The organism is Actinoplanes utahensis, assembly GCF_016862455.1.
Taxonomy (GTDB): Bacteria; Actinomycetota; Actinomycetes; order Mycobacteriales; family Micromonosporaceae; genus Actinoplanes; species Actinoplanes utahensis.
Genome location: NZ_BOMZ01000039.1, coordinates 1 through 21,062, shown reverse-complemented (window position 1 = coordinate 21,062; position 21,062 = coordinate 1). Strand labels below are relative to the sequence as shown.

General features: G+C 70.9%; 19 protein-coding genes and 1 pseudogene. 10 read left to right on the top strand and 10 right to left on the bottom strand.

The window, feature by feature from the left end; all coding sequences use genetic code 11:
• Positions 1-2 precede the first annotated feature (2 nt).
• Complete coding sequence (locus Aut01nite_RS14345; protein WP_083998573.1) at positions 3-422, top strand: oxidoreductase; 420 nt, start codon at positions 3-5, stop codon at positions 420-422.
• Here the strand turns inward: Aut01nite_RS14345 and fdhA are convergent.
• Positions 313-1,548, bottom strand: a complete 1,236-nt coding sequence (gene fdhA / locus Aut01nite_RS14340; protein WP_043523398.1) for a formaldehyde dehydrogenase, glutathione-independent — start codon at positions 1,546-1,548, stop codon at positions 313-315. The genes Aut01nite_RS14345 and fdhA overlap by 110 nt on opposite strands.
• Positions 1,549-1,685: 137 nt before the next feature.
• Between fdhA and Aut01nite_RS14335 the strand changes: the two genes are divergently transcribed.
• The gene (locus Aut01nite_RS14335) at positions 1,686-2,789 is read left to right on the top strand and encodes a sensor histidine kinase (protein WP_052163343.1); all 1,104 of its coding nucleotides are present in this window, start codon (positions 1,686-1,688) and stop codon (positions 2,787-2,789) included.
• Positions 2,786-3,142, top strand: coding sequence for a response regulator transcription factor (locus Aut01nite_RS14330; protein WP_043523530.1), 357 nt, complete (start codon positions 2,786-2,788; stop codon positions 3,140-3,142). Before Aut01nite_RS14335 ends, Aut01nite_RS14330 begins: the two co-directional genes overlap by 4 nt.
• Positions 3,143-3,281: 139 nt before the next feature.
• Here the strand turns inward: Aut01nite_RS14330 and Aut01nite_RS14325 are convergent, their stop codons facing one another.
• Entirely contained in the window at positions 3,282-3,701 is a 420-nt protein-coding gene (locus Aut01nite_RS14325) for a hypothetical protein (RefSeq protein ID WP_043523397.1), read from the bottom strand.
• Between the two features lie 525 nt (positions 3,702-4,226).
• Here Aut01nite_RS14325 and Aut01nite_RS14320 point away from each other — a divergent pair.
• On the top strand, positions 4,227-4,643 hold the full coding sequence (locus Aut01nite_RS14320) for a hypothetical protein (RefSeq protein ID WP_043523396.1): 417 nt from the start codon (positions 4,227-4,229) through the stop codon (positions 4,641-4,643).
• Positions 4,644-4,726: 83 nt separating this feature from the next.
• Here Aut01nite_RS14320 and Aut01nite_RS14315 read toward each other — a convergent pair whose 3' ends face one another.
• Positions 4,727-5,350, bottom strand: a complete 624-nt coding sequence (locus Aut01nite_RS14315) for a TetR/AcrR family transcriptional regulator (protein ID WP_043523395.1) — start codon at positions 5,348-5,350, stop codon at positions 4,727-4,729.
• 83 nt (positions 5,351-5,433) lie between these two features.
• On the opposite strand from Aut01nite_RS14315, the gene Aut01nite_RS14310 reads away from it, so the two are divergent.
• The 3 genes from Aut01nite_RS14310 to Aut01nite_RS14300 all read left to right on the top strand — a co-directional run bounded on the left by Aut01nite_RS14310 (position 5,434) and on the right by Aut01nite_RS14300 (position 9,419).
• Entirely contained in the window at positions 5,434-6,030 is a 597-nt protein-coding gene (locus Aut01nite_RS14310; RefSeq protein WP_043523394.1) for a flavodoxin family protein, read from the top strand.
• Entirely contained in the window at positions 6,027-7,091 is a 1,065-nt protein-coding gene (locus tag Aut01nite_RS14305; RefSeq protein WP_043523393.1) for an NAD(P)H-dependent flavin oxidoreductase, read from the top strand. The genes Aut01nite_RS14310 and Aut01nite_RS14305 overlap by 4 nt, the downstream gene beginning before the upstream one ends.
• A gap of 1,041 nt (positions 7,092-8,132) precedes the next feature.
• Complete coding sequence (locus tag Aut01nite_RS14300) at positions 8,133-9,419, top strand: serine/threonine-protein kinase (protein WP_236642572.1); 1,287 nt, start codon at positions 8,133-8,135, stop codon at positions 9,417-9,419.
• 246 nt (positions 9,420-9,665) lie between these two features.
• On the opposite strand, the gene Aut01nite_RS14295 is transcribed toward Aut01nite_RS14300, so the two are convergent.
• The 5 genes from Aut01nite_RS14295 to Aut01nite_RS14275 all read right to left on the bottom strand — a co-directional run bounded on the left by Aut01nite_RS14295 (position 9,666) and on the right by Aut01nite_RS14275 (position 16,041).
• Positions 9,666-10,922 carry a hypothetical protein gene (locus tag Aut01nite_RS14295; RefSeq protein WP_201775521.1) on the bottom strand — a complete coding sequence of 419 codons (1,257 nt, stop codon included), beginning with the start codon at positions 10,920-10,922 and terminating at the stop codon, positions 9,666-9,668.
• Positions 10,923-11,029: 107 nt separating this feature from the next.
• The gene (locus tag Aut01nite_RS14290; protein WP_043525525.1) at positions 11,030-12,112 is read right to left on the bottom strand and encodes a hypothetical protein; all 1,083 of its coding nucleotides are present in this window, start codon (positions 12,110-12,112) and stop codon (positions 11,030-11,032) included.
• Positions 12,102-12,761: a sugar transferase gene (locus tag Aut01nite_RS14285; protein ID WP_043525526.1), complete on the bottom strand. Its 660-nt coding sequence runs from the start codon at positions 12,759-12,761 to the stop codon at positions 12,102-12,104. The genes Aut01nite_RS14290 and Aut01nite_RS14285 overlap by 11 nt, the downstream gene beginning before the upstream one ends.
• Before the next feature lie 14 nt (positions 12,762-12,775).
• A complete protein-coding gene (locus tag Aut01nite_RS14280; protein WP_043525649.1) occupies positions 12,776-14,032 on the bottom strand; it encodes a nucleotide sugar dehydrogenase in 1,257 nt (418 codons plus the stop codon).
• A gap of 56 nt (positions 14,033-14,088) precedes the next feature.
• The gene (locus Aut01nite_RS14275; protein WP_083999039.1) at positions 14,089-16,041 is read right to left on the bottom strand and encodes a nucleoside-diphosphate sugar epimerase/dehydratase; all 1,953 of its coding nucleotides are present in this window, start codon (positions 16,039-16,041) and stop codon (positions 14,089-14,091) included.
• Positions 16,042-16,472: 431 nt separating this feature from the next.
• Here Aut01nite_RS14275 and Aut01nite_RS14270 point away from each other — a divergent pair, with 431 nt between their 5' ends.
• Positions 16,473-17,651 carry a glycosyltransferase gene (locus Aut01nite_RS14270; RefSeq protein ID WP_043525527.1) on the top strand — a complete coding sequence of 393 codons (1,179 nt, stop codon included), beginning with the start codon at positions 16,473-16,475 and terminating at the stop codon, positions 17,649-17,651.
• Here Aut01nite_RS14270 and Aut01nite_RS14265 read toward each other — a convergent pair.
• Complete coding sequence (locus Aut01nite_RS14265; RefSeq protein ID WP_043525528.1) at positions 17,566-18,147, bottom strand: VanZ family protein; 582 nt, start codon at positions 18,145-18,147, stop codon at positions 17,566-17,568. The genes Aut01nite_RS14270 and Aut01nite_RS14265 overlap by 86 nt on opposite strands.
• Positions 18,148-18,225: 78 nt before the next feature.
• Positions 18,226-18,831, bottom strand: a complete 606-nt coding sequence (locus Aut01nite_RS14260; RefSeq protein ID WP_043525651.1) for a response regulator transcription factor — start codon at positions 18,829-18,831, stop codon at positions 18,226-18,228.
• A 538-nt stretch (positions 18,832-19,369) separates the two neighbouring features.
• Here Aut01nite_RS14260 and Aut01nite_RS14255 point away from each other — a divergent pair.
• Positions 19,370-19,858 (top strand): VOC family protein, encoded by a 489-nt coding sequence (locus Aut01nite_RS14255; RefSeq protein ID WP_201775522.1) that lies wholly within the window; start codon positions 19,370-19,372, stop codon positions 19,856-19,858.
• Between the two features lie 64 nt (positions 19,859-19,922).
• Positions 19,923-21,062 (top strand): annotated as a pseudogene (locus tag Aut01nite_RS14250) (hypothetical protein); the annotation flags it as partial.

The window sequence follows — 21,062 nt, the reverse complement described above, 5'->3', positions numbered from 1 at the left end:
GCATGACGACGACAACCACCGCCCTCGATCTCTCCACGCCGTTCACCCTGGCCGGACTGGCCCTGCCGAACCGGTTCGTGATGGCGCCGATGACCCGGTTCCGCTCCCCCGGCGGGGTGCCCACACCCGAGGTCGCCGTCTACTACCGGCGGCGCGCGGAAGGCGGCATCGGCTTGATCGTCACCGAGGGCACCCTGGTCGGCCACCCCACCGCCGGTAGGTCGTACCGGAGCAGGGGTTCGGGTTTCGGGTCGACTCATCACCGAGTGTGTGGAGTTCGGGCTCGTCACATGGCCGAACTCCACACACGAATCAGCGGCGGACGTAGCCGTGCGGGTCCAGCACGTACTTGCGGGCCGTGCCCTGGTCGAACTCCTGGTAGCCGCGCGGGGCCTCGTCCAGGGCGATCGCCGTGGCGTTGACGTTGCGGGCGATGTGCACCCGGTCGTACAGGATCGCCATCATCAGCTGATGGTTGTATTTCATCACCGGGCACTGACCGGTGACGAACGAGTGTGACTTCGCCCAGCCGAGGCCGAGGCGCAGCGACAGCGCGCCGACCTTCGCCGCCTCGTCGACGCCGCCGGGGTCGCCGGTGACGTACAGGCCGGGGACGCCGATCGCGCCGCCGGCCCGGGTCACGTCCATCAGCGAGTTCAGCACGGTCGCCGGCATCTCGGTGCCGGAGTCCCGGCCGTGCCCGCGGGCCTCGAACCCGACCGCGTCGACGGCCGAGTCGACGAGCGGCTGCCCGATCGCGGGAGCCGCGCGCCCCAGGATCTGCTGGACCTGTTCGGCCGGGTCGCCGTGGGCCACGTTGATCGTCTCGCACCCGAAGCTGCGGGCCTGGGCGAGCCGTTCGTCGTTGAGGTCGCCGACGATGACGACGGCGGCGCCGAGGAGGAACGCCGAGGTGGCGGCGGCCAGCCCGACCGGTCCGGCGCCGGCGATGTAGACGGTGGAGCCGGTGGTCACGCCCGCGCTCACACAACCGTGGTAGCCGGTCGGGAAGATGTCGCTCAGCATGGCGAGGTCGAGGATCTTCTCGAGGGCCTGGTCGCGGTCGGGGAAGCGGAGCAGGTTCCAGTCGGCGTACGGGACCATCACGTACTCCGCCTGCCCGCCGACCCAGCCGCCCATGTCGACGTAGCCGTACGCCGATCCGGGCCGGTCGGGGTTGACGTTGAGGCAGACGCCGGTCTTGCGTTCCTTGCAGTTGCGGCATCTGCCACAGGAGATGTTGAACGGCACCGACACGATGTCGCCGACCCGCACGTATTCGACGTCCGGTCCGACGTCGATCACCTCGCCGGTGATCTCGTGGCCGAGCACCAGCCCTTCCGGGGCGGTCGTGCGCCCGCGGACCATGTGCTGGTCGCTGCCGCAGATGTTGCTGACGACGGTTTTCAGGATCGCGCCGTGCGGGGTGCGGCGGCCGACGTTCATCTTGTTGACGCCGGGCCCGTCCCTCATCTCGTAGCCGGGGTAGTCGATGTCACGGACCTCGACGCGTCCAGGCCCCTGATAGACAACCGCTCTGTTGCCCATGAGTGCCTCCTTCCGGTCCCGGTCAGTCTTCACCGCAGGGTGACGCACTGAGAACCGTCAGTAGTGTCGAATAATGCATATCCCAACTACGCTCCCGGGCGTACGAAGCGGGCCGCCGGATGGGCCAGAGTGGACGCATGCCCCGCGGCCGTGACGCGCTGAGCGCGCTCCTCCTCTGCGCGCTGATGCTGGCCTGGCTGCACTGGGCCGGGCCGTACATGCCGCGGGCCACCCCGCTCGGCCCGCCCGCCTACGCGCTGGCCGCCGCGAACGCGCTCGTGCTGTCCTGGCGGCGGGCGGCGCCCCGGGCGGTGCTGGCAGCCGTCACCGTCGTGACACTCGCCTACATGCTGATCGGCTACCCGTTCGGCCCGATCAACCTCCCGTTCGCCGTCGCCGCGTACACCGTCGGCCGGCACGTCGCCTGGCGGCCCGCCGTCCTGGCGGCGGGCCTGGCGGTCCCGGTCCTGGCCCTGCACGACCTCGGCGACGGCGCCGATCCGGGCGACCTCCTGGCGATCTTCCCGGCGTCCGGCTGGGTGGTGGTGCCGTTCGCGATCGGCAGCATGCTCGCCCTCCGCCTCGAATCGAGGGCCCGGGAGCGGCACGAAGCCGTCGAACGCGCCGCCCAGGAGGAACGGCTGCGGATGGCCCAGGAGGTGCACGACATCGTCGGTCACGGCCTCGCCGCGATCAAGATGCAGGCCGACATCGCCCTGCACGTGCTGGCGAAGCAGCCGGAGGTGGCCCGCCCGTCACTGGAGGCGATCAGCGGCACCAGCGCCCACGCCCTCGACGAGCTGCGGACCACGCTGGGGATGCTCCGTTCGGCGGCCGCGTCACAGGCCTCCACCCCGGGCATCGCCGACCTCGACGCCCTCTACCAGCGGATGCGCTCGGCCGGGCTGCGGATCCGGGTGCGGACCGACGGGACGCCCGCAGCGGTGCCGCCGGAGTCCGCGCTGGCCGCCTACCGGACGGTGCAGGAGTCGCTGACCAACGTGCTCAAACACGCGTACCCGAAGGAGGCCGACATCGTGCTGGCGACCGAACCGGGCGCCCTGCGGATCAGGGCGACCAGCACCTTCGTGGAGGTGACGCCGTCCGCCGGCGGCACCGGGCTGGCCGGCATGCGCGAGCGCGTCGCCGCTCTCGGCGGCCGCGTCACCGCCGGACCCGCGCCGGGCGCCCGATTCATCGTCGACGCGTGGCTTCCGGTCGCCGGGACGGTCCCGGCATGATCTCGGTTCTGCTCGCCGACGACCAGGATCTGGTACGGCTGGGCCTGCGCACCCTGTTGACCAGCGAGGACGACTTCCGGGTCGCCGGCGAGGCGGCGGACGGGCTGGCCGCCGTCGAGATCACCGAGCGGGTACGACCGGACGTCGTGCTGATGGACGTCCGGATGCCCGGCATCGACGGTCTGGAGGCGACCCTGGCCGCCGACGGCCTGACCAACCATGAGATCGCCGCCCGGCTGGCGGTGAGCCCGGCGACGGCACGCACCCACGTGAGCCGTGCCATGGTGAAGCTGGGCGCCCGTGACCGCGCCCAGCTCGTCGTCTTCGCCTTCCGATCCGGACTCGCCACTTGACGGAGGGTCCGGGCTCGCCACTTGACGGAAGTCCGGCGCTCGCCGCCGGACGGAAGTCCGGGATCGCCATCCGGCGGAAAAGGACGTCCCCGGCCGCGGGCGGCCGGGGACGTAGGGCGGGGCGGGGGTCTGGTAGCGGCTAGGCGGTGACACCGCCTGCCGTGGGCACGGGCTCGGCCACCGCCAGGGTGACGCGGGTCCGCACCGGCTCGCGAGGGATCTCGGCGGCGCCCGCTCCGGTGACGGGGCGGGGCCGGCGGGGCTGGAGGCTGCCCGCACTGCCGCCCCTGCCTGGATAGATCAGCAGGCCGTTGACCGGATCGGGCACCGCGTCCAGTGCGGCCCGAACGGCCGGCAGCTCACGGAAGGAGGCCCATCCCGACTCGTCGGCAAACGCTGTCTCGAACAGGACTCCCCAGCGGAACAGCCGCCAGTCCCAGTCGCGAGCGCCGAACGCGATGACTGCCGAGACCAGCGTCTCCTGGTGAGACTCCCGCCAGCGGGCCGCAGAGGAACGCGTCCCGTCGAGAACCTCGATCGACCACCACCGCAGATCCATATCGACCACCATCGCCGCTTCCAGGTGTCCCGATGCTACTGCTAGACCGTGATCAACCGGTCAGATTCGGCACATCTCATCGCCACCCTGGCATCTCTGATCGACGCCCACCGATAGAACCAGCACGTCCGGCTCACCGGCCCGACCATTACAGATCAGGAGGTCAGGAGTTCGAGCCCCTTCGGGCGCACTTCCTGAAAATGGTCGTGACCTGCAGGAATGCAGCTAACGGCCATTCTTTTGTCCCAGTTCTGCCCCCCTCATCTTCCCCCGGTGTGGGACGTGGCGATCCGGTGGTGATCGGTGGTTTCGGAATGCCTCGGCCATACCCGTGTTGACCAGTGCTCCTCCGTCCACGGCGGCGTGATCGCGGGGAACAACCCGGCCTCGTCATCGCCGAACCATTCCCATCCGCGGAGTCGTGGCCCATGCCGCCGCCGAAGTCTCCGGCCATGCCGGCGAGGTGACCGCGCCTGCCCGCATGGCGACGACGACGCGACTGCGGGCGTTCGAGTCGACGACACAGTGCGGCCCGAGGTCGGTCATCCGACCGTCGCGGACGTTCCACTGCCCGGCTCCGGCGTCGCGGCCGAGGAGGAAACCGAGGGAGTCGATCGTGGCCTTCCAGAGGTCCGGCCACGCGCGGCGAGACCCGACGACGAAGGCGAGCTGGAGGGCGACGCCACCGTCCGGCAGCTGGGCGGCGATCTGGTCCCGGATTCGCTCCGGATCTTCGGAATGGTCGGTAACGAGGTGGACCAGTTCGGCGATTGGTTCGTCGGTTATCTGCGGGAGACGTTCCGCGGCGGCGGATTCCGTGGCGGCATCGCCATGGACGACGACGAGGTAGTTGGCCGGGAACTTCCCGATCTCGCGTTCACCCACCGGCTCGCCATCGGACTCCAGGAGATCGGCGACGAACGTGGAGCGTCGGATCGGTGATCACCGCATCGACATGCCGGTAGCGCAGTGTCATCACGCAAGAATGAGCCGAGCGAGCGAATGTCCGCCGGGGGTAGCCGGGCTCAGCTGCCGGTTGATTCATCTGTTGGTGGATCGACAGTTACGAGTCGTCGGACGTGCGGCCACAGATCGTCGAGCGAGCCCACGCCGCCGGCGAGTTTCGCCAGCAGCACGGCACCCTCGATCTGCGCGACCACGGCCCGCGCGGTGGCCCGGTCGGCGTATCCGGGCGCGACGCTGCCGTCCCGCACCCCATCGGCCAGTGCGGCGTGGACGAGTTCGGCCTGTTCGGCGAAGGCGGCGGTGAGGCGTTGCTGAACGGCGGCCTCCTGGTTGCTCAATTCGATCGCCAGATTGCCGAGCAGGCATCCGTCGACCCGGCCGGTCTCCTGCCACCCCTGCCGTTGTGTCTCGACGAGCCAGGCGATGAGGCGCTGAAGGCGTTCCAAGGCCGGTTCCGGCCCGGTGAGCAGCTCGCGCCACCCTGTCCGCTGCGCCTGCCAGTGGGTGTCGATGACCTCGATGGTCAATGCCTGCTTGGACTCGAAGAAGTGGTAGAAGCTGCCCTTGCGGACATCAGCGCGCACGCAGATCTCGGCCACCCCGACGGCGGCGTAGCCACGAGTGTGCAGCAGCTCACAGGCGCTGTCGCGCAGCCGGTCACGAGCGGTACTGGTTCGGCCCATGGGGCGAGTATACGAGCGGTCAACTATCTTTTAGTTGACCGGTCGTCTACGGTCCTTTCATCATCTCTTGGAAGGAGGACGACATGTCCATCAGTGTCGTCATCGCGTACCACAGCGGCTACGGCCATACCGCACGCCAAGCTCGGGCCGTCGCCTCCGGCGCGGCATCGGTTCCCGGTGTCACCGCTGCCCTGCACGACATCTCCGCACTGGACGATGTGCTGTGGCAGGCCCTCACCGACGCCGAAGCGATCATCTTCGGCACCCCCACATACATGGGCAGCCAGTCTGCCGTCTTCCAGGCCTTCGCCGAGGCCAGCGGGTCGGTCTGGGCGCAGCAGGGTTGGCGCGACAAGATCGCTGCAGGGTTCACCACGTCCGCCGGTGTCAACGGCGACAAACTGAACACCCTGTCGTCGCTGGCGGTGTTCGCCGCCCAGCACGGCATGCATTGGGTTTCCCTCGGGCTGCCGCCCGGGTGGCTCTATTCCACCGTCGGTGATGTGGAGGATCTCAATCGCTTGGGCGGGTTCCTCGGCGCGATGGCACAGGCGCCCTCCGATGCCGGCCCGGATGACGCGCCGGGGACGGCCGACCTGCGCACCGCCGAGCACCTCGGCCGCAGGGTCGCCCGGGTCGCGGTCGAACTGCGCCATGGCCGCCTGGTCGGTGCGGCATGAGCGCCCGGCTGACCGAACTGCTGGGAATCGATGTTCCGATCATCCAGGGCCCGTTCGGCGGTGGCTTGTCGAGCGTCGCACTCGTCGCCGCGGTCAGCGGCGCCGGCGGCCTCGGCTCGTTCGGCGCGCACCATCTGGACCCCGATGCGATCACGGCGCTCGTTGCCGACCTCAAGTCGGCGGTGCCCCGGGACCGGCCGTTCAACGTGAACCTGTGGGTACCGCACCCTTATGAGGCAGGCCTGCGCCCGGCACCCGCGGACTTCGAACGGCTCCGGCCGCTCTACGAGCGCCTCGGCGTGTCGGCGCCGACCTCGTACACCACGCCGCCGGTCTTCGACGATCAGATGGACGCTCTGCTGGCAGCGCAGCCACCGGTGATCAGTTTCGTCATGGGCGTGCCGTCCGCCGACGTGGTGACCGAGGCCCGACGCCGAGGCATCGTGACGATCGGCACCGCCACCACCGTCGACGAGGCAGTGGCCGTGGAGGCCGCGGGACTCGACGTCGTGGTCGCCTCCGGCAGCGACGCCGGCGGGCATCGGGGTGCCTTCCTGCGGCCGGTCGCCGAGTCGCTGGTGGGAACGTTCTCGCTCGTTCCGCAGGTCGTCGACGCCGTCCGCATCCCTGTGGTCGCGGCCGGTGGGATCGCCGACCGTCGCGGTGTGACGGCGGCGCTCGCGCTCGGCGCCGCGGGCGTACAGATCGGAACCGGCTTCCTGGCCACGACCCAGTCGGGGGCGAGCCCGATCCACAAGGCTGCACTCACCGGTCCCGACGCCCGGATCACCGTGCTCACCCGACTGTTCTCCGGCCGCCACGCACGAGCGATCATCAACCCGCTGATCCGGGAACTCGCGGCGGAAGAGGCGAACGTGCCCGAGTATCCGGTGCACAACGCACTGATGCAGCCCCTGCGTCGAGCCGCCGCAGCTCACAACGACTCGCGATATGTCAACCTCTGGGCCGGGCAGTCCGCGTCGCTGTCACGGTCGGTCACCGCGCAGGAATACCTGGCCACGCTGGTGGCCGACGACAGCAACCGGTTCGAGAGCATCTGACGGCGTATCGGTGGGCGGAGGATCGCGACCTTCCGTCCACCTGGCGCCAGTTGCGGCGCAGACCGTCCAGGTCGAGGGCGTGCTTGCTCTCGGGAGGACCGACCGCGCGCATTTCATCGACGTGCTCCTGGAGGAATGCCTGGATCTCAGGTCCCCGCAGGTCATCTACCATGATCTTCATGGGGCGATGGTAAAACGACGTTTCGGTAGGCGTCATGACGATCCTCCTCGATTGCGGCCTCCCGTCGCCGCTCGCGTTGTCCACGATCGCGTGGCGCGCAGGAGGGCTGCCCGATTCCATGACGTACGGGTACGGCTCGTCGCCGCTACATGCAGGCCGGCCCGAACTGCCGGCATCGACGACGAGCGCACCTCCGGGAGGTGGCTATGAGCGCAGCCGGCCCATCAACTCTCCGTCCTCTCTGCGTCGTACCCGGAGGGCACACCGAAGCGATGGGTTGTACGGATCAGGAATCGCTGAGCGCGCGGTCCCTCATCGCGAGAACACCACTGTGATGATGTGGTGCCAGCCCGCCTGCACAGCGTCCCCATGATCAGCGTGGCCGGACCGGCGGGGTGACGGGACTTTCTGCCGGCCTGCGGGCAAGCCGGGCACCGGGTTACTTCCGGCTGGTCGTCACTGCTGTCTCGCAAGGCGGCCATCACCGCAGCTCACACCGTGATCGAAAGCGTTATGCCAACCGCGCCCAGCGGCCGACTTCACGCACGGCACGGGCGTCGCAAGGACTCGGATGGCTGTCTCAAGCAGCGGGAGACAGCACTGAGAGCGAGCCCGGCAGATCCACCGCTGCGCGGACGATCCTCGGGTGACGCCCCACGGCGCGACAGTCCGAAGAGAAGCGAAACGCACTGTCTGTCCGCATCTGCGGCAGGTGGCTGGGGCCTGGGACCCGGTTCACCGTCCCGGTCGGCTCCGCGCGGGTTGGACCGTGCTGTTTGCGGGCATCGCAACACGTCGTGGAGAGCGGTTTACTGATCGGTGGGCGGTATCGGCTTCGTGACCGCCTGGGCCAGGGTGGCATGTCCGTGGTGTGGCGTGCCGACGACGACGTGCTGGGCCGGGAGGTGGCCGTCAAGGTGCTCTCGCCGCGGCTGGCGACCGATCCGGAGGTGACGCACCGGATCCTCGCGGAGGCGCGTGCGGCAGCCGGCCTGCGGCACTCGATGGTCGTCGAGGTGTACGACTACGGCGAGGCGGCGTACCACGGCAAGGCTCTGCCCTATGTGGTGATGGAACTCGTCGACGGTCGCACGCTGGCGGATCTGCTCAGCGGCAATCGCATCCCATGGCGGCTGGCCGTCCTGATCTGCGCCCAGGTGGCGGCGGCCCTCGCCGCGGCCCATGCCCGCGGTGTCGTGCACCGGGACGTCAAACCGGGCAACGTGATGGTGAGCTCGTCCGGGGTGAAGCTGGTCGACTTCGGCATCTCTGCCGCCGTCGGCGAGATGGACGGCGCGGACGGCCAACTGCTGGGGACACCGGCTTACCTGGCGCCGGAACGCATCGACGGCGGCCCGGTACGCCCCGCGACCGACGTGTACGCGCTCGGTCTGCTGCTCTATCTGAGCCTGGCCGGGCGGATGCCGTGGCGGACCTCCACCGTGACACAGCAGCTCCGGGCGCACTATTACACCGAGCCGGCTCCGCTGCCGCCGGTGCCGGGGTTGCCGTCCGAGGTGTCCCGTCTGGTCCCGCGCTGTCTGGCGAAGGCGCCGGAGGAACGCCCCAGCGCCGCGGAGGTCGCCGAGGTGCTCGGCCGGATCGCCGGGCTTCCCCCGGCGATGATGTTGCGGGAGGCGGCGGCTTCGGCGGAGACGAGCACGGTGCTCCCACGGCTTCGCGACCGGGCCACGACGGTGGCCACGGCGGGCGCGGCCCGCGTCATCGGCGATCGCCGCGTTCTCGCCGCGGCCGGCGCCGCCTGTGTTCTGGCCGTCGCCGGTCTGGTGACGTGGGACGGCGGCGACGCCCGCACTCCGTCGCCGGCTGCCGCCGGCCCTCCGCCGGGCAGCTGCGCCACAGCGCCTTCGTTCGCCGCGTCCCGCGGGATCGGCTGCCGGTCGGCGCCGGCCGCGCCATCGGCACCCGCCACGGGGCCGGCTGTCACACGCCCGCCGGCCTCACCGCCCGGTCGGCTCGTCACGGCCGCCGGGTCCGCACCGAAGGCTGCCGCGTCAAAGGCGGCCGCGACGGCGGCGCCCGCGTCGAAGGCCGGCGGCTCAGAGCCGAAGGCCGAGAAGAAGACCAAGGCCAAGGCCAAAACCAAGGACAAGAACACATCGAAAACCGGCGGCAAGAAGTCCTGAACACCGGCGGCCGAAGCCGAGCCACCGGGCGCACAGCGGCGTCAGGCCGCGGTAGAACTGTGCGGGGCCGCTGGCGCACAGCGGCGTCAGGCCGCGACCGTGCGGCCCGCCGGCCCCAGCGGTGTCAGGGCGCGGTGGAACGGTGTGGCCCGCCGGCCCGCGGCGGTGTCAGGCCGCGGTGGAACGGTGTGGCGCGGGCAAGGCCGCAGCGGTGGAACCGTGCGGGCCAACCGGCGCGCAGCGGTGTCAGGCCGCGGTGGAACGGTGTGGCGCGGGCAGGGCCGCAGCGGGTGCGGTGGTGGCGCGGCGGGCGGCGGGCAGGGCCGCGGGCCGGCGGGCCGGGATCCGGCGCGGGCGGCGCAGGCCGGTGCGGGCCGCGCCGGCGGTGCGGGCCTCGGGCAGCTGCGGGCCGGCCCAGGCCGGGATCGCGCCGGGCGGGCTGAGGGTCCGGTCGGGTGGGATCCACAACGGCTGGGGGGTGATCGGCGAGCCCCACCACATGATCGTCCCGTACCCGCGGACGAGTGGCGGTTGCAGCGCCGGCCAGTGCGCTTCGACGGGGATGGCGAACCGCCAGGCCTCGACGGGCACGAGGGCCACCCCGGCCCGTGGCGGCGGCACCGCGACGGCGCCACCGGCGGCGGCACCCGCGACGGCGCCGTCCTCCCCGGCGGGGGCGACGGCGGCGGGAGCGGAGGCCAGCACGATGGCCGAACCGACGGTGACGGCGCCGGCGGCGAGGGCGGCCCACTCCCAGCCGGGTTTGACGGTGTCGCCGATCAGGGTGAGGGCGATGATCGACGGCAGGACCACCTCGCCGGTCCAGTGGACGGCGGTGACCCGGCCGACCTCGCCGCCCTGCAGCGCGGCGGCGTAGAGCAGCATGCCGGTCAGCGCGAACGCGAGCATGGTCCAGGTGACCGGCTCGGTGACGACGGCGACGACGGCGGTGGACGCCTGCGCCATCTCGGTCTCGGGGAACTGCAGGGCACGGCCGGAGATCGCGGCGCCGCCGAGCGAGAAGCCACCGATGAGGGCGATGAGGCCGGGCCGCCCGGTGCGGGTGGCGCCCCAGCCGAGCGCCCACAGGGTGACGAGGGCGGTGACCAGGCCGATCCGGACCGTCATGGACGGCAGCATCTCGTGCTGCTGGCCGGCGGAGAGCGCGAGCACCCCGAGCGCGCAGGTGGTGCAGACGATCGCGGCGACGTCGCGGGGGCGCAGTCGGGAGCCGAGGAACAGCCAGGCCGCGACGGCGGTGACCGCGAGGGATCCGGCGAGGACCGACTCGACGACGTAGACGGCGAGGTGTTGCAGGGCGACGACGGCGCCGACCCAGGCGACGATGTCGAAGCCGATGCCGACCAGGTAGAGCGGATGACCGAGGGTGCTGGCCGTGCTGTGGCTGCGCTTGGCGCCGACGGCCTGCAGGATCGAGCCGGTCGCGTAGCTGAACGCGCCGAACACCGCCATCCCCAGCGCGAACCAGCTCATGGAGGTCATCGCCTGCCTCCTACATGATCACGGGCCATCTGCCAGGATCACGATCGAACGTCCGGGCCGGCATCGGCGAGCGAAGCGAGCTGATGCCGGCCTGCGATCGACCACGCTCAGATCATATGGCCAGAAAAAGATCCTTTCGACCCCGCGCTGACCACCTCAGCGATACGCCGCAGATCTCCCGGTCCGCACCGGTGATCGACGGGCAGCGTGAGCATCCGGTCCCCGAGGGCCGCGGCCGCCTCGTCGCCACTCCAGAACCCGACCCGGTCCTGCCGCCAGTGCACCGGCGCGAAGATCCGGTTCGCCGCCAGGAACGCCAGCAACCGGTCGCGCGCCGGCCGCGACGGGCACACCAGCTGCACCCGGAAACCCCCACCCCCGAGGATTTCGAACCCCTGCGGTGTACGCCCACCGAGCGCGGCCGCCACCTCCGCGGCGTTCCGCGCGCTCGCCCCCCGTACTCCCGAGATGTCCAGGAGCGGCAGCATCGCCGCGGTGACCGCGCTCGCCGGGCCCGCGCTTCCCAGCAGTTGATGTTCTCCTCGTCGCTGCAGTTCCCGGAAGTGGTCCCTGGGCACCGGCCGGCCGGCCAGCCAAGCGGCCTTGAGCAGCATCGCCGCGAGTTTCAGGTCGGCGCCGCCGGCGGCCGGCCCGGACGGGGCCGGAAGGTCGAGGCCGCGCGGCGACCACAGCAGACCGCCGTCCGGCAGCGGCAGCGTCTTGCGCAGCGACGCGACCGCGTAGTGGGCGGTGCTGGCGCAGGCCCATTCGCTGAACGGGTCGTGCGAGTGGTCCTCGATCACGGTGATCGCGGGGTGGCCCCGTATCCAGGCCTCCCAGCCCGCCGGGTCGTCGCGGCCGAACAGGTTCTGGGCGAGCACGACGTCGCCGGGTGCGGGCCGCAGCGTGTCCCAGCGCGGGCCGCGGCCGTCGGGCAGGTGCCGGTACCAGGTGATCGACGTCTGCGGGGCGAGGAATTCGGCGACCCCCATGCAGAAGTACGACGGGACGTGCAGCCGCCCGGACGGCGCGAGCAGCCGCAGCAGCGCGCTCAGCCCGCCGGCCCCGGTGGCGAACAGCGCCCGCCGGACCGGCAGCCATCCGGGCAGACCGCCCCACTCCTCGTCGAGCAGGGCGGCCGCGTCCCAGTGGAACTCCGACCCGATCTCGCGGGGCGGTTCAGGCGGCACGGCTGGCTTCCGCCTCGGCCGGTTCGGTGACGGTCTGCTGCCGGGCGATGTTGAGCTGGTCGACGTGGACCGGCGGCTCGCCCCGGTTCAGGCTGATCGCGGTGCGCACGAGGATCTTCAGGTCGAGCAGCGGCGACCAGTTGTCGACGTACCAGCGGTCCAGGATGAACCGCTGCGGCCAGTCGATGTCGTCGCGGCCGTTGATCTGCGCCCACCCGGTGATGCCGGGTTTCACCGCCAGGCGGCGGGCGTCCTCGGGTGAGTAGTTGGCGACCTGCGGCAGCACGTCGGGGCGCGGGCCGACCAGGTTCATCCGGCCGGTCACCACGTTGATCAGCTGGGGCAGCTCGTCCAGGCTGGTACGCCGCAGGAAGCGCCCGCACCGGGTGATCCGCGGATCGTTCTCGACCAGCCCGAACGGGTCGTCGATGCCGAGCTTCGCGCTGAGCGCGACCGAGTCGTGCACCATCGACCGGAACTTCAGCATCCGGAACGGGACGCCGTCCTTGCCGGCCCGGTCCTGGACGAAGAGGACGCCCTTGCCGTCGGCGATCCGGATCCAGGCGGCGACGGCCAGGATCAGCGGGGCGAGCAGCAGGAGCATGAGGAGGGCGGTGAGCCGGTTGAGAGCGTTCCAGAGAACTCGCACGGTTACCTCTTCTCTTACAGGCACTCGACGGATCCGCCGGTGAGGCGGTGCCGGGTGTCCAGCACGTACGGGGCGTGCTGCAGGACCAGGTCGAGGTCGAACGCCTCGTGATCGGCGAGCAGCACCACGGCGTCGGCGTCGGCGGCCTGCTCGGCGGTGAGCTGGACCCGTTCCACCCGGCGGTCGACGTGGGCGTCCTCGACCACGTGCGGGTCGGCGGCCCGGACCGTCGCGCCCATGTCCAGCAGCAACGCCGCGACCCGGCGGGCCGGCGACTCCCGGGCGTCGCCGCTGTTCTTCTTGTAGGCGAGGCCGAGCAGCAGGATCGTCGACCCGTTGACCGCTTTGCGCCGTTCGTTCAGCGCGGCGACGAGCCGGCGTACCACGTAGTCGGGCATGTGGTTGTTGATGTCGTTGGCCAGCTCGACGAAGCGGAAGCTCTGGCCGAGGGTCCGCTGCACCCGCCAGGACAGGTACGACGGGTCGATCGGCAGGCAGTGCCCGCCGACGCCGGGGCCGGGCACGAACCGCATGAAGCCGAACGGTTTGCTGCTGGCGGCGTCGATCGCCTCCCAGACGTCGATGCCGAGCTCGTGGGCGTACACCGCGAGTTCGTTGACGAGCGCGATGTTGACGTGCCGGAACGTGTTCTCGAGCAGTTTGGCCAGCTCGGCGACCTTGGGGTCGGAGACCGGCACGGTCCGCTCGACCACCGACGCGTAGAACGCCTGGACCATGGCCAGCGAGGCCGGGTTCATGCCGGACACCACCTTCGGCGTGGTGACGAGGCTGAACTCCCGGTTGCCCGGGTCGATGCGCTCCGGGCTGTACCCGAGGTGGAAGTCGACTCCGGCGATCAGGCCGGAACCCTCCTCCAGCAGCGGCGCGACCAGTTCGGTGGTGGTTCCGGGATAGGTGGTGGACTCCAGGGCGACGGTCGCGCCCGGCCGCAGGTACCGGGCCAGGGTGCGGGCCGAGTCCTCGATGTAGGAGAGGTCCGGGCTGCCTTCGCGCAGCGGGGTCGGCACCGCGATCACCGCCACGTCGAAACCGGCACAGGACCGCGGGTCGGACGAGGGATGGAACGAGCCGGTGGCGAGGACCCGCTGCAGGTCGGCGGAGGAGACGTCGTCGACGTAGGACTCCCCGGCGGCGAGCCGTTTGATCCGGTCGTCGTCGACGTCGAAGCCGACGACCGTGTGCCCGACCTCGGCGGCGCGGACCGCGAGCGGCAGCCCCACGTAGCCCTGACCGGCGATGACGACCCGCATGAGCGTGTTCTCCTCAGGGTGTTCGAGCGTTCGGGTCTTCTTGAACCGGCGGCGGTTCACGAGCGCCGGCCCGGCGGGACGGCGGCCGATTCGGGACGGCGCTGTTTGGTGGTGACGACCGCGTGCGGGGTCTTGGACAGGGCCGGGCTCTCGGCGAGCCAGCGCAGCACCGCGATCAGGTCCTCGCCGGGCGCCGACGCGTCGAGCAGCGAGAGGACCGCCCCGTCCAGCGGCGGCACCGGCGCCTGCGAGATCAGGGGGTGGTTCGGCCGGTGGTCCGGCTCGTCCGGGCCGAGCAGCACCTCGGCCAGCTTCTCGGCCGGCCGCAGTCCGGTGTAGACGATCTGGATGTGCTGTTCGGCGGCGTCGGCGATCCGCTTGGCGACGTCGGCGATCCGGACCGGCTCGCCCATGTCGAGGACCAGCACCTCGCCCTCGCTCTCCAGCGCGCCGGCCTGGATGACCAGCCGGACCGCCTCCTGCACGGTCATGAAGTAGCGGGTGACGTCCGGGTGGGTGACGGTGATCGGGCCGCCGGCCTCGACCTGGGCGGCGAACGCGGTGAGCACCGAGCCGCGGGAACCGAGCACGTTGCCGAACCGGACGCTGCAGTAGGTGCCGGACGCGGTGGCGTCGGCGGCCGCGGTGAGCCGCTCGGTGATCCGCTTGGAGTACCCGAGGACGCTGCACGGGTCGGCGGCCTTGTCGGTGGAGATGTTGACGAGCCGGTCGACGTTGTGCCGGATCGCGGTCTGCAGGATCTGGTACGTGCCGATGATGTTGGTCTTGAGCGCCTCGGACGGGTGCATCTCCAGCAGCGGCAGGTGCTTGAGGGCCGCGGCGTGGAAGACCACCTGCGGCTTGTGCTCGGCGAACACCTCGTCGAGGCGCTGCTGGTCGCGGATGTCGGCGACGACCAGGTTGCGGTCGTCGAGCTGGCCGCGGCCGTCGATGGACAGCTGCACCGCGTGCAGGCCGGACTCGTCGCGGTCCAGCATCACCAGGGTGGCCGGGTGGAACCGGGCCAGCTGCCGGCACAGCTCCGAGCCGATCGAGCCGCCGGCGCCGGTGACCAGCACCCGGCGGCCTTCGAGGTATCCGGCGACGGCGGCCAGGTCGATGCCGACCTCACGGCGGCCGAGGAGATCCTCGTGACTGACCGGGCGGATGTCCTCGACCCGGACGGTACGCCCGAACAGCTCCACCACCGGCGGGACGACCTTGAGGTCGACGTTGAGCGGCTGGGCCAGTTCGGTCAGCGCCCGGATCAGGTCGGCGCTGGCGCTCGGGATCGCGATGACCACCGCCTCGGCGTTGAACCGGCGGACCACGTCGGCCATGTCGGCGCGGGTGCCGCGCACCGGGACGCCCATCACCCGGAAGGTGCGCTTGGCCGGATCGTCGTCGAGCAGGGCGACCGGGACGTACGGGCTGCGGGGGCTGCGCAGCATCGCCCGGATGACCTGGGTGGCGCCCTCCCCCGCGCCCATCACGACGACCCGGGTCCCGTGTTCCGGCGACGGCCGCAGCCGGCTGTCCTGCAGGAACCGCACGGTGTAGCGGACACCGGCGGTGAACACCAGCGCGATCAGCCCGGCGCCGATGACCGCCGAACGGGGTGTCAGGTACAACAGACTGTCCAGGACGAACACCACGCCGGTGGTGACCGCGGCGGTCTTCACCAGCGCCGCGATCTCCTCGAAACAGCCGTACGACCAGCGGCCGGTGTAGAGGCCGAAATGGATGCCGGCCACGGTGTGCACGATCGCGGCGAACGCGGCGAGCGTCACCAGGCCGAGGAAGTCGATGTGGCCGACGTCGCCGTCATGGCGCAGCAACGTCGCTATCAGCAGCGCGCTGGCGAGCGCCAGCGCGTCGGTGGCCGCACGTGCGGCGCGGCCGGGCAGGGCCCGGCGGTACCACGGAACCGGGTGCCGTCCCGGGCCGCGCCAGTCGCCGGGAGTCGCGTCGGCGGTGGTGCCGCCGGACGCTCGTCGCCGTACCTGCATGGAATCCCCCTCGTACGATGCCGGCGCGGCCGGCCGCGGATCCTCCTCGAGACAAGGAAAAAACGAGCGCCCGCCAAATACATTTCCGGACAGTGAAATGCGGCTGCGACTCGTCTGCGCAACGGCCCCGTCGGCCTTTCGCAAAATTAGAGTTGCAGCCGGGAAGGGAGCTTCACAGTAGCAATTGTCATGGGCTACGTGAGAACATCTCATTTTCGGCGTTCTCTTGAGGACAGGGCCTTGATCGGCATTTCCGTCAGATACTTTCGGGCCCGCCCGGATGGCCATTCGGCGGAGCATGTCATATTGACGGTGAGAAGCTCTCACCTTAGGCGTGACATCTGCAACTTCCGTTACGGCCGGAATTCCGGCAGCGTCTTTACGGCGGATGAGGCAAGCGTTCTGTCGAGAATGCGACCGGGGGACAACAGATGCGGGTGCTGCATGTGATCGGCACGCTGGAGCCGGGTGGGGCCGGTCACCAATTGCGATTGCTGGTGCGCCGGCTGCCGTACGAGAACGAGATCGTCACGCTGGCCGGCGGCGACCTGGCCGGCGCCCGGGTGCACCACGTCGCCAGCGCCGGCGACCGCGACCCGGCCGCGATCCTGCGGCTGCGGCAGCTGATGCGCTCCGGCCGTTACGACCTGGTGCACACCCACCAGTACCGGGCCTGCGTGCAGGGCCGCATCGCCGCCCGCCTGGCCGGGGTGCCGAACATCGTCGCCACCGAACACCAGCTCGGCACCGAGGTCGTCGAGGGCCGCCGGGTGTCCCGCGGCGTCCGCGCCCTCTACCTGGCCGCGGAACGCCTCGGCCAGGTCACCATCGCGCCGTCCCCGGCGGTCGCCGGCCGGCTGCGCGCGTGGGGCGTGCCGGACCGGCGGATCACCGTGATCCCCAAGGCGATCGACCCGCGCGAGTTCCGGTTCGACGCGGGGCTGCGGGCCGCCGCCCGCGCCCGGCTCGGCGTCGAACCGGGCGTGCCGCTGATCGGCGGCGTCGGCCGGCTCGACCCCGACAAACGGTTCGACCTGCTGATCCGGGCGGTCACCGAGGTGCCGGAGGCGGTGCTGCTGCTGGTCGGTGACGGCCCGGCCCGCGCCGCCCTGGAACGGCTGGCGATCATCGAGGGCGTCGCCGACCGGGTGCTGTTCGCCGGAACCGTCGCCCACCCGCGCGAGATGCTCTGCGCGATGGACGTCTTCGCCTCGCCGGACACGACCAATTTCGGACTCGCCACCCTGGAGGCGCTGGCTGCCGGGCTGCCCGCCGTCTACGGCTCCTGCCCGCCGCTGGAGGAGCGTGCCGCCGCCCGCGTCCCGGTCCGCGGCACGTTCCGGCTCTCGGCGGACCGCGAGTCGCTGCCCCGGGCGCTGCGCGCGGAGGTGCTGTGCCTCGGCGAGCGGCGCGGCGCACGGTTGCCGTCGCGATCAGCGGGGGTACGGTACGACGCCGACCATCTCGCCGCCGCGGTGGGCGACCTCTATCAGCGGATCTCGGCCCGGCCCGGACGGCGCCGGGTCATCGCGCCACTGCTGGCGTACCGCGGGCGCTTCGGGCGAAAGAGCAGCTTTCCACTACCCGGCTCCAGCGTCCGGAACGCGTGATCCAGCGGAACGCCAGATAGCCGAGCCAGGCGCCGAGCGTGTTGGACAGCACGTCGTGCACGTCCGCCCAGCGCTGCCCGTGCAGGGTGAGCAGCAGGGTCAGCTGGCTCAGCTCGATGACGAAACTGATCAGGAAGCCGATGCCCACCACGTGCCGCACCGCGCGCACCCCGAACACCATGTGCAGCACCGCGCCCAGCGGCAGCGTCATCATCGTGTTGAGCACGAAGTCGCGGCGGCGCATGTCGACGATCGGCACCCAGAGGATCCGGTAGAGGTCGGGGTCGCCGGTGCCCGGCCCCCAGGACAGCCGCATCGGCAGCATCGTCGCGCCGATCACGGCCACCGCGTACCACCCGGCGAACCAGGCCACCGCGAGCCGGCCCGGCGTCAGCAGCCCCCGGCGGCGCAGGAACCACGCCGAGAAGATCATCAGGGCGACGCCCAGCGGCACCAGAACGGGCAGGGCCGGGATGTCGAGGTGATGGGTTGGCATCCGTTCCTACGCTACCCGGTCGGCTCCGCACGCCTTTCCCGTTCCCACCGGCCGGCCCCGGCCTTCCTTGCGGGCGATCTAGCGCAGCCAGCCTTCCTTGCGAGCGATCCTGATCGCGTCGAGGCGGTTGCGGGCGCCGGTCTTGGAGATGATGGCGGAGAGGTAGTTGCGGACCGTGCCGCCGGAGAGATAGAGCCGCCCGGCGATCTCCTTCACCGAGTCGCCCTCCGCGGCCAGGCCCAGCACCTCCAGCTCGCGGGTGCTCAGACCGCGGTCGGTGTTGAGCGAGGCGGCCTGCAGCATCGGCGACACCACCCGCTCGCCCCGGGCCAGGCGCCGCACCGCGTCCGCCAGCACGGTCGGCGGCGAGCCCTTGACCAGGAAGTTGAGCCCGCCGTTCCACCGGCGGGGCGGGAGCATGCCGCGTTTGGACGGGTCGCAGAGCAGCAGCATCGAGCAGGACGGGATCGCGGTGTGCAGCTCGTCGGCGATCGGCAGGACCTGACTCACCATGTACTCCGTGTCGATCACGACGACGGCGGGCCACAACTGGGCGGCACGTGGGGCCAGGTCGCCACTGATCGGCAGGGTGTCGACGTAGTGCATGTCCGGTTCGGTCTCGAGAAAGGCCCGCACCGGGACACCGAAATATCCCTCGTCTCTCACCACAACGACCCGGATCATCACACCACCCTCGTCGATGGACGCCCCGGCGCCTGCCGGCTCGCCGCCCCCGTCAGGAACGCTGATGCACATACCTTTCTATCGCCCCGTGTCCATTCGGAGGACCCCGGGTCGACAGATCTTCCCTTGATCCGGGAAAACGGTCGTCCCCCCAGCTCAATACCGATCCGTGCCAATGGCGATCACCATCGGACACGTACTTAACGTAACGGCCCGGAGCACTCTGCGCACCTAGCCGTAGCCGATCGAACGAGTCGGATGTACCGGATCAACGAAACGGGCGGCCGAAATGACCAGGACATGGATCATTTACCCACCGGAAACCTAGGCGATGTCCTGCTTTTTCTGGACCAAAGGTACAACAAAATGATCGATTATCGCCATTCCGATCACTCGAAGGTGATAATGAATCCCTCTCCACGACCGCACCGTCATACCGCAAATCAAGATCAGTCCCGAAACTGAAGATCCCTCAAAGGTCCGAAAAGGATTATCTTTCATCCGTACGGGCGACCCGGCGCCGTGCGATCCTCGGGGCATGGCACTTCAGCGGATGGACCACGTCGGCATCGTCCTCGAAGACCTCGACGCCGCCGTCGCCCTCTTCACCGAACTCGGCATGGAGCTCGAAGGCCGGATGCCGGTCCAGGCCCCCTGGGTGGACCGGGTCGTCGGCCTCGACGGCATCCGGGTCGAGATCGCCATGATGCGCACCCCCGACGGGCACAGCCGGCTCGAGCTCACCAGGTTCCTCGCCCCGCCCGCCGTCAGCGCCGGCCCGGCCGGCGCCCCCGCCAACACGATCGGGATCCGGCGCCTCATGTTCGCCGTCGACGACCTCGACGACACCGTCACCCGGCTGCGCGCCCACGGCGCCGAACTCGTCGGCGAGATCGCCGACTACGAGGACACCTTCCGGCTCTGCTACCTCCGCGGCCCCGAAGGCATCATCATCGCGCTGGCCCAGCCGCTCTCCGCCGAAGCCGCCGACGGATTCCCCGCTGACAGATTCGAGAACGGGCGGTAGGCTGCCCGGCGATGAACACCTTCGAACACGGATCGGGGGTCACGTCCGCGCAAGGTGAGTGCTGATGCGCTCCCCCGACGCGGACGGGCGGACCCGTCTTCTCCACTGGCGGCGCGTGCGCGAGTTCGCCGTGCCGCCCTCGATGATCCACACCGCCACCGCGCGCCGCCTCGCCGGCGACTGGGCCGCAGCGTGCGCCGCCGCCCACATCGACGTGGACCTCGATCTGCGTACGGTGGCCCGAACCCGCGGCCGTGATCTCGCGGCGCTGATCCGCACCGACCTCCGCCGTCTCGCCCCCGACCTGCTGCGATGGCACCTGCCCCGCACCATTCCGAACGGCCTGCTCCGGCCGGGCCTGACCATCTCACTGACCCGCTACCCCCACCCGGCCGGCGACGTGCACCTGGTCGCCCGAACCGCCCCGGGCTGGGCCGACGCCGGCCAGCGCATCAGCCTCGCCCTGTGGGACCCCACCGCCGGACCCGGCGGCCCGCACCCCCGCCCTCGGCCCGACCGCCGCTTCCGCCTCGACCTCCATCCCCACCTGTGGGCCGCCGACCGCGCCCCCGACCTGCTCACCCGCTCCGGGGCCCTCGATCTGCTCACCGTCTCCGGACACCCCGACCCATCCACCGGCTTCGGCGCCCCCGAGCTGCCCGTCGGTTTCGGCGCCCCCGACATACCCACCGGCTTCGGCGCCCCCGACGTACCCACCGGCTTCAGTGCCCCTGAGCTACCCGCCGGGTCCGGTGCCCCCGAATCGCCCGTCGGCCCCGGCGCCTCAGGACTGCCCACTCGTTCCGGCGCTCCCGGGCTCCTCGCCGAGCCGTGCGAGCGGGAGAGACTGCTGCCTGCCGAGGTGACCGCGGGAAGCGGCTACGCCGTACATCGATGGATCGCCGAAGCGGCGATCCTCCGGGAAGCCGACCGGGTCGCGGGCCCGGTCACCGTCCGCCTCGGAAACCGGCAGCGCCTCCGGCTGGACGAGAACGGTCACGGCACACTCCTCCGCGGAACCCGAGGGGGTACGGGTGATCCCGTCCTCCCCTACGCGGCCACATGGATCCCGCCCGATCTGGAACTTCTCCACGCCGGGATGATCAGTGCCGACCAACTGCATCCCCTGGTAGCTCAAGCCCTGACAACGCATCCGCTGGCGGTTCGAGCGCGGCCACCGCATCCGCTGGCGGTTCAAGCGCCG